Annotated in this window: 9 protein-coding genes and 1 tRNA gene; all 10 read right to left on the bottom strand. The window is 42.9% G+C overall.

Annotated elements, in window-relative coordinates; genetic code table 11:
• Positions 1-372: GTP-binding protein (locus T487_RS0112830; RefSeq protein WP_031577526.1), on the bottom strand; the 372-nt coding region annotated here is incomplete at its 3' end.
• 111 nt (positions 373-483) lie between these two features.
• A tRNA-Thr gene (locus tag T487_RS0112825) sits at positions 484-559 on the bottom strand.
• Positions 560-626: 67 nt separating this feature from the next.
• Positions 627-1,253, bottom strand: a complete 627-nt coding sequence (gene sigH, locus T487_RS0112820) for an RNA polymerase sporulation sigma factor SigH (protein WP_031577524.1) — start codon at positions 1,251-1,253, stop codon at positions 627-629.
• A gap of 91 nt (positions 1,254-1,344) precedes the next feature.
• The gene (locus tag T487_RS0112815) at positions 1,345-1,845 is read right to left on the bottom strand and encodes an NYN domain-containing protein (RefSeq protein WP_031577523.1); all 501 of its coding nucleotides are present in this window, start codon (positions 1,843-1,845) and stop codon (positions 1,345-1,347) included.
• 74 nt (positions 1,846-1,919) lie between these two features.
• Positions 1,920-2,762, bottom strand: a complete 843-nt coding sequence (gene rlmB / locus T487_RS0112810; RefSeq protein WP_031577522.1) for a 23S rRNA (guanosine(2251)-2'-O)-methyltransferase RlmB — start codon at positions 2,760-2,762, stop codon at positions 1,920-1,922.
• Positions 2,746-3,189: a Mini-ribonuclease 3 gene (locus T487_RS0112805; protein ID WP_242848065.1), complete on the bottom strand. Its 444-nt coding sequence runs from the start codon at positions 3,187-3,189 to the stop codon at positions 2,746-2,748. Before T487_RS0112805 ends, rlmB begins: the two co-directional genes overlap by 17 nt.
• A gap of 101 nt (positions 3,190-3,290) precedes the next feature.
• Positions 3,291-3,884: a 30S ribosomal protein S4 gene (gene rpsD / locus T487_RS0112800; RefSeq protein ID WP_031577520.1), complete on the bottom strand. Its 594-nt coding sequence runs from the start codon at positions 3,882-3,884 to the stop codon at positions 3,291-3,293.
• Between the two features lie 146 nt (positions 3,885-4,030).
• Positions 4,031-5,119, bottom strand: a complete 1,089-nt coding sequence (locus tag T487_RS0112795; protein ID WP_031577519.1) for an FAD:protein FMN transferase — start codon at positions 5,117-5,119, stop codon at positions 4,031-4,033.
• A gap of 164 nt (positions 5,120-5,283) precedes the next feature.
• On the bottom strand, positions 5,284-6,288 hold the full coding sequence (locus tag T487_RS0112790) for a hypothetical protein (protein ID WP_155953274.1): 1,005 nt from the start codon (positions 6,286-6,288) through the stop codon (positions 5,284-5,286).
• Positions 6,254-6,472 carry a hypothetical protein gene (locus tag T487_RS0112785; RefSeq protein WP_031577517.1) on the bottom strand — a complete coding sequence of 73 codons (219 nt, stop codon included), beginning with the start codon at positions 6,470-6,472 and terminating at the stop codon, positions 6,254-6,256. The genes T487_RS0112790 and T487_RS0112785 overlap by 35 nt, the downstream gene beginning before the upstream one ends.
• Between the last annotated feature and the right edge of the window lie 172 nt (positions 6,473-6,644).

Genomic DNA, 6,644 nt, shown 5'->3' with positions numbered 1-6,644 from the left:
GGATGCCAGAAGGATATGCTCTCTGGTCTGTGGCATTGGGCCGTCAGCTGCAGATACAACAAGGATTGCTCCGTCCATCTGTGCTGCTCCGGTGATCATGTTCTTTACATAGTCAGCATGTCCAGGACAGTCTACGTGTGCGTAGTGTCTGTTGTCTGTCTCGTACTCTACATGAGAAGTGTTGATGGTGATTCCTCTTTCCTTCTCTTCTGGAGCCTTGTCGATCTGGTCATACTTGGTTGCCTGTGCAAATCCCTTCTGGGACAGTACAGTTGTGATTGCCGCAGTAAGTGTGGTCTTACCATGGTCTACGTGACCGATGGTTCCGATATTTACGTGTGGCTTGCTTCTCTCAAATTTTGCTTTTGCCATGTTTCTTTCCTCCTTAAATGAATAAGCGTTACCTTATTATTATAATACGTTTTTTCTATCATGACTAGTCCCTACAACGGGGCCTGGTGTTTCATCTATAAAAAGAATAAATGGAGCCCATAAGCGGAATCGAACCGCTGACCTCCACCTTACCAAGGTGACGCTCTACCATCTGAGCTATATGGGCATTTCTCTCACCTCATCAATATTACTAAAAAGGCTCGATTCTGTCAATACTATTTTCCAGAAAAATCTCAGGAAGTGCTTTCCATCAGGTTTTTAGAGAGTTTTTTGCGTATTCTCTGAATGGCATTGTCAATGGCTTTCTCTTCTTTCTCAAGGACTTTTGCAATCCGCACATAGCTGACCCCCTGAAGATAAAGTCTTAAAACTTTATACTCAAACTCTGAAAGAGATCGCTTAATTTCTTGATTGATTTCTATGGTCTTCTCCACATCAATAAATAAAGACTCCGGATCTTCCACTTTTTCCGTGATGAGGGTATCTTGAAAATTTCTGTCCGTTTCTTCCTGAAATAAAGGTTTATTGAGCGATACATAGGTATTGAGCGGAATATGTTTCTGCCTGGAAGCCGCTTTCAGCGCCGTCATAATCTGCCTCGTTACGCAGATGTCCATGAACGTTTTAAAAGAAGCCTGCTTACTGTCGCTGTAGTCCTGGATCGCTTCATAGAGACCGATGAGCCCCTCCTGCATGATATCCTCCACTTCTCCACCTACCAGAAAGTATGCTCTGGATTTATTTCGGACATAAGGAAGGTATTTGGCTGTGATGAACTCTGAAGCTCTCTTGTCACCATTTTGGGCGAGGAAAACAATCTCTTCATCGGATAAGCTTTTGTACTTTTTATCGTCCAACATCAAAGCGTTCCCTCCCGTTAAATCAAGCAAACAACTGCTATCACTTGAATTTACTAAGATTATTAATCAAAAACGGCTAAAAGTCAAGCTTTCAGCCGTTTCTACGTAATTTTTCCAGTTTTTCTCTGGATTCCTCATCCATATGTTCAAAAAGCTTCATCCCTTTCCGGTCAGAAAGAGCTTCCGTCTTCTCACTGATGTGCTTTTCCGCTGCTTCAAAAGACACTCTGAACTCCATGGAACTCATTCTCTGAGCTCCTCTTCCGAAAATAATCTGTTGCTCCAGATTGTCTGATGTAACCACCAGCACTTCCACTTTTCTGCCCAGCTCGTCCACTGCTCGTTCAATATATGCATCTGCAGTTTCTTTATCTTTCGTGTAGACCACTTCAATGGGTGCCCGATACTCTTTATGCTGGCTGTTGCCAGATACCCGGTGGGCATCAAATACAATGGTCACCTTTGCTCCATAAAAGCTCGCATAATTGATCATGTACTCCACAAGCTTGTCCCTGGCCGCTCCTAGATCAAGGTCTTTAAGATCAGACCAGGCATTGATCACATTATAACCGTCAATAAATACCCTTTTCATCTATTCCATCACCTTGAAGCACCAGTCAGCATAGTTTCTGCCACTGCTTACTCCACCCCTCATTATTGAAAGCATTAGAGTCTGGACTTCATCACTTCGTACATCAGAATACCTGCGGCCACAGAGGCATTCAGCGAGTTTACTTTACCCACCATAGGAATGCTCACAACACCGTCACACTTCTCACGAACCAGTCTGGATAGTCCCTTTCCTTCATTTCCGATGACCAGCGCTACACCACCAGAAAAATTCGTTTCATGGCTTCTGGAATCTCCATTCATATCAGCTCCATAAACAAAAACGCCTTCTTCTTTCAGTTCATCTATCACTCTAGCAATGTTTGTCACCTTAGAGATGGCCATGTGATTGACTGCTCCGGCAGAGGTCTTGAACACCGTGCTGTTGACACCCACACTTCTTCTTTTAGGAATGATTACTCCATGAACTCCGCAAAGCTCTGCCGTTCTGATGATGGATCCCAGGTTATGAGGATCTTCAATTTCATCCAGTATCATCACGAAAGGCTTCTCGTTCTTCCCCTTGGCAATGGCGAGAATATCCGCAACTTCCACATATCTGTAAGGTGTGATATAGGCGACTACGCCTTGATGCTGCGGCGTGTTGGCCACTGTATCCAGTTTTCTTCGATCCACTTCAATGACAGGAATACCTCTTTCTTTTGCAATGGACATGATTTTAATAATGGATCCCTGGTTATCTCCCTTGGACACCAGTATCTTCTCCACTGTAATTTTACTGTCAAAAGCTTCCAGAATCGGATTTCTTCCCTCAATCACATTCTCATTGATTTCTTTTTCTTCTCGCACTTCTCTCTGAGGACGCTCTTTCCTTGTTCTTTTTACCTGCTCTTTTTCATATTCAAAAGCAATTCTTCTCTTATTATCTTTCTTCGTCATGAGATTCTCCTCTTTCAATGACTTCAAAGGAATACATAATGATTTCCTCAAGTCTTTCTTTTTTCCCTGTGAGATACAAATACCCAATCAGTGCTTCAAAACCACTGGCTCTTTTATAATCCAGAACATCCGCATTCTTCGGAATGGTATGGGACTTCGTATTTCTTCCTCTTTTATATATATAATGCTCTTCTTCAGACAGCTGCGTTTCCAGGTGCGTTATGATCCTGCTTTGGCTTGCAGCTTTCACATACTGGATGGCTTCTATATGAAGATCTCGCGGCAGCATGGTCGGATGTGTCAGAATCAGCTTTTCTCGCACATAGTTTTCATAAATGCTGTCTCCAATAAATGCCAGTGACAACGGATTGTAATTTCTTGCTCCAGCATCCGTAAGAGGCATTTGCTGCATCATGCGTTCTCCCATAATATCGTTCCTAGCTCCTTTATAAATAATCCACAATTTCACAAATGAATTCATGGTAGAAAAAAAGGGCCTGAATTGTATCAGACCCCTTGTGATGCCGATTACTTAGAGTAGTACTCAACGATCAACTGTTCATTGATTTCGATTGGCAGTTCTTCTCTTTGTGGTTCTCTAACTAGAGTCGCCTTAAAGTTCTCTACATCCTTAGAGATATATCCCAGTGGTGAAGCGGAAAGGTTGTTGAAGTTTTCAACAAACATTTCAGTCTTTCTGGACTTCTCTCTCAGCTCAACAACGTCTCCTACGCTAAGACCATAGGAAGGGATGTCGATCTTCTTTCCATTAACCAGTAAGTGTCCGTGGCTAACCAACTGTCTTGCCTGTCTGATAGAAGAAGCAAAGCCCATTCTATAAGCCATATTGTCCAGTCTCTTCTCCAAAAGGTTCAGAAGCATTGCACCTGTCTGCTCCTTGCTCTTCATTGCCTTATCTACGTATCTGACGAACTGCTTTTCAAGCACGCCATAATAAGTTCTAAGTCTCTGCTTCTCAAGCAGCTGAACGCCATACTCAGACAACTTCTTGTCCGCTCTGGATGTTCCTCTCTTTGCTCTGTTCATTGCCTTTGGGTGACCTACAACATTCAGACCTAGTCTTCTTGCTGTTTTAAAACGTGGTCCCATCATTTTTGCCATTTGTGTTTACCTCCAAAAATTTAAATACTTTGCCGCGGTATTTTGTATCTTTTGGATATGCCATACAATATTCTACTCGTATTATCTCCAAAAGTAAAGAGATTAATTCATTATTTTTACTGAAACTCAAGGTGAATCTACTTTTACTAATCCGCGCCGGAAGCTCCGCCGCTTTTCAGCATGGATGAGAAGCCATCAGATACAATAATCTCATTGTCGTGGGTGACCCATAGCGCATGAGCCCCTTCAATCTGGGAAAGCATCTCTTTTCCCTCCTCCAGACTGGAAAGGAATAAGGTGGTAGACATAAAATCCGCGAGACCAGAGTCTTCCATGACAACTGTTACCGCCTTGAACTGTGTTCCCGGCATCAGTGTCGCCGCATCAATCAGATGGTGATACTTCTTGCCATCCACCACATAGAATCTCTGATAATCACCAGAAGTGACTACTGCGATGTTATTGGCAAAAACGGTATCCAAGCTGGCCGCCCCCGTGAAAATGTTCTCATCAGGATTCTGGATGCCAATACCCCATCTGTCTCTGACCCCATCCAAAGGCTTGTCCAAAGCTTTCACATTACCACCTGCGCTGATAATAAGGCTTGTGAAGCCTTTTTCCCGCATCTTGTCAGCTACGTATTCCGCAGAATATCCTTTTGCTACAGCGCCCACATCCAGGCTCATCAGGGGATCTTCCAGATATACGGTGCCTGCCGCTTCATCAATAATCACCTTATTGATGTCTGTGTGTGCATTCTTCTCCTCTAGAAGCTCCATAGGCGGAAGCTTTGCCAGGTTCGGATCAAACTCTGCTTCTTCTCGGTATTCACTCCAAACCCGAAGCACTGCGCCCATGGCAATGTTTGCTTTCCCATTGGTCTTGCCATACCACTCTTTTGAAAACTTCAGAAGATCAATGATGGTCTGATCCACTTTCACCGGTTCTTTCCCCGCTTGATCATTGATAGTCTTCAGATTGTTTATACCATCATAACTGTTGTAGATGTCGAACAGCTCATGAAGTCTTTTAAACTCCTCTTTAATCTCCGTGAAGTAGGCGTCAAACTCTTCTTGAGTGTCGGTGTAACCAATGACTGTGGTCACTGTGTCAAAATACTCGAAGAATGTGTCCTGATATTTGGTCTTCACTTCTTCCTTTGGTGCGGTCTGACATCCAGTGATGACAACTGCAGCAAGAAGAAGCGAGGAGATGATTTTCATAAATTTCTTCATAGAAACCTCCCGGTATCTTTAAGTTTGTGTTGAGTTACATTTACCGGAAAATTATACCATAGACGGGTGAATTTTCCCGAATGATTTCCTTAAATTATTATGGAAAAAACTGCTTTCATAAAAAAACTCCTCCAGATACTGGAGGAGTTTTCTAAGAGTTCTAATTATCTAGCGTTCTTACCAGCTTTTTCAAGAGCTGCCAGGTATCCGTTAACCTTGATGGTTACGGAAGATGTAAGATCTTCAGAAGTTGGCACGTTTTCAGCCAGTTCCATTCCTGTTACATCAGCAACCTTCTTGCCTACCATGTACTCTGCAAGAGACTTAGCCTGTTCGAACCATTCCTTCTTGATGCCTGAAGCACCCTTCATGCCATAAGCATCTCCAAGTTCAAGCTTAGACTTCACATCAGCAGCCTTATCGCTTGTTACCTTACCATCCTTGTCAAACTCAACCTTAGTCTGAGCTACGTCAATGAATGTTCCTGCGATAGTTTCATCAGCCTTAAGAGCTGTAGCAACTACAGTAGTATCAACCTGAGCTACTGCCATTGTTTCGCCTTCCATGGACTTGGACTTCGCGATGGAAGTTACAACTCCAAGACCAACCTTTTCAGCGCCTTCAACTTCGATTGCGTTAGCATATGCTTCTTCAAGAGCGGAAATGTATCCACTAATCTTGATTGTTACGGAAGATGTAAGTTCTTCGTTTGTTGTTACTTCGTCAACCAGTTCAAGAGCCTTAACTTCTTCAACGGTCTTGCCGATCATCCAAGCACCGAATGCTTCGATCTGCTCGTTCCATTCTTTGCCAATTCCTGAAGCACCCTTCATGCCATAAGCATCTCCAAGTTCAAGCTTGGACTTGCCTTCTACAGCTGTGTCAGATGTAAGCTTCATTTCTGCATCGAAACCAACCTTATCCTGTGCTGTGTCGATTGTAACACTAACGATCTTGCCGTCTTTGTCAAAACCAGCAGCAACGATAACTGAATCTACCTGTCCGGTAGCAGCTCCATCAGTAAGATCCTTGGACTTACCAATGCTTGTCTTGATTCCAAGACCTAACTTAACGATTGCACCTGCTTCAGCTGGCTCTTCAGCTGGTGTTTCAGCTGGTGTTTCAGCTGGTGTTTCAATTGGACTTACCAATGCTTGTCTTGATTCCAAGACCTAACTTAACGATTGCACCTGCTTCAGCTGGCTCTTCAGCTGGTGTTTCAGCTGGTGTTTCAGCTGGTGTTTCAACTGGAGTTTCTGCTGGTGTTTCAGCTGGCTCCTCAGTTTTAGCGCAACCTGCGAATACAGATAGTGCAAGTACAGATGATAAGACTAATGCAAATATTTTTTTCATGTTTCCCCTGTCCCTCCGTGTGTTTTATTGTTTGTATTGACTACATCCCTATTCTAATACATTGTTAATCATCAGACAATACTTTTTAAAAATCTTATTACATTTACAATTATTTCATAATTAACAATGAAAACAATTAGAATGAAGCCCACGAATTGCGAAAATCGTTAAA

The sequence above is a fragment of the Proteiniclasticum ruminis DSM 24773 genome (assembly GCF_000701905.1).
In the GTDB taxonomy this organism is placed as follows: domain Bacteria; phylum Bacillota; class Clostridia; order Clostridiales; family Clostridiaceae; genus Proteiniclasticum; species Proteiniclasticum ruminis.
This window is presented reverse-complemented; position numbering and strand designations above follow the sequence as displayed.

Coding starts and splice junctions, on each gene's coding strand:
- sigH (WP_031577524.1), bottom strand. CDS start 1,253: ATGTTGGACGATAAAAAGTACAAAAGCTTATCCGATGAAGAGATTGTT.
- T487_RS0112815 (WP_031577523.1), bottom strand. CDS start 1,845: ATGAAAAGGGTATTTATTGACGGTTATAATGTGATCAATGCCTGGTCT.
- rlmB (WP_031577522.1), bottom strand. CDS start 2,762: ATGACGAAGAAAGATAATAAGAGAAGAATTGCTTTTGAATATGAAAAA.
- T487_RS0112805 (WP_242848065.1), bottom strand. CDS start 3,189: ATGGGAGAACGCATGATGCAGCAAATGCCTCTTACGGATGCTGGAGCA.
- rpsD (WP_031577520.1), bottom strand. CDS start 3,884: ATGGCAAAAATGATGGGACCACGTTTTAAAACAGCAAGAAGACTAGGT.
- T487_RS0112795 (WP_031577519.1), bottom strand. CDS start 5,119: ATGAAGAAATTTATGAAAATCATCTCCTCGCTTCTTCTTGCTGCAGTT.
- T487_RS0112785 (WP_031577517.1), bottom strand. CDS start 6,472: ATGAAAAAAATATTTGCATTAGTCTTATCATCTGTACTTGCACTATCT.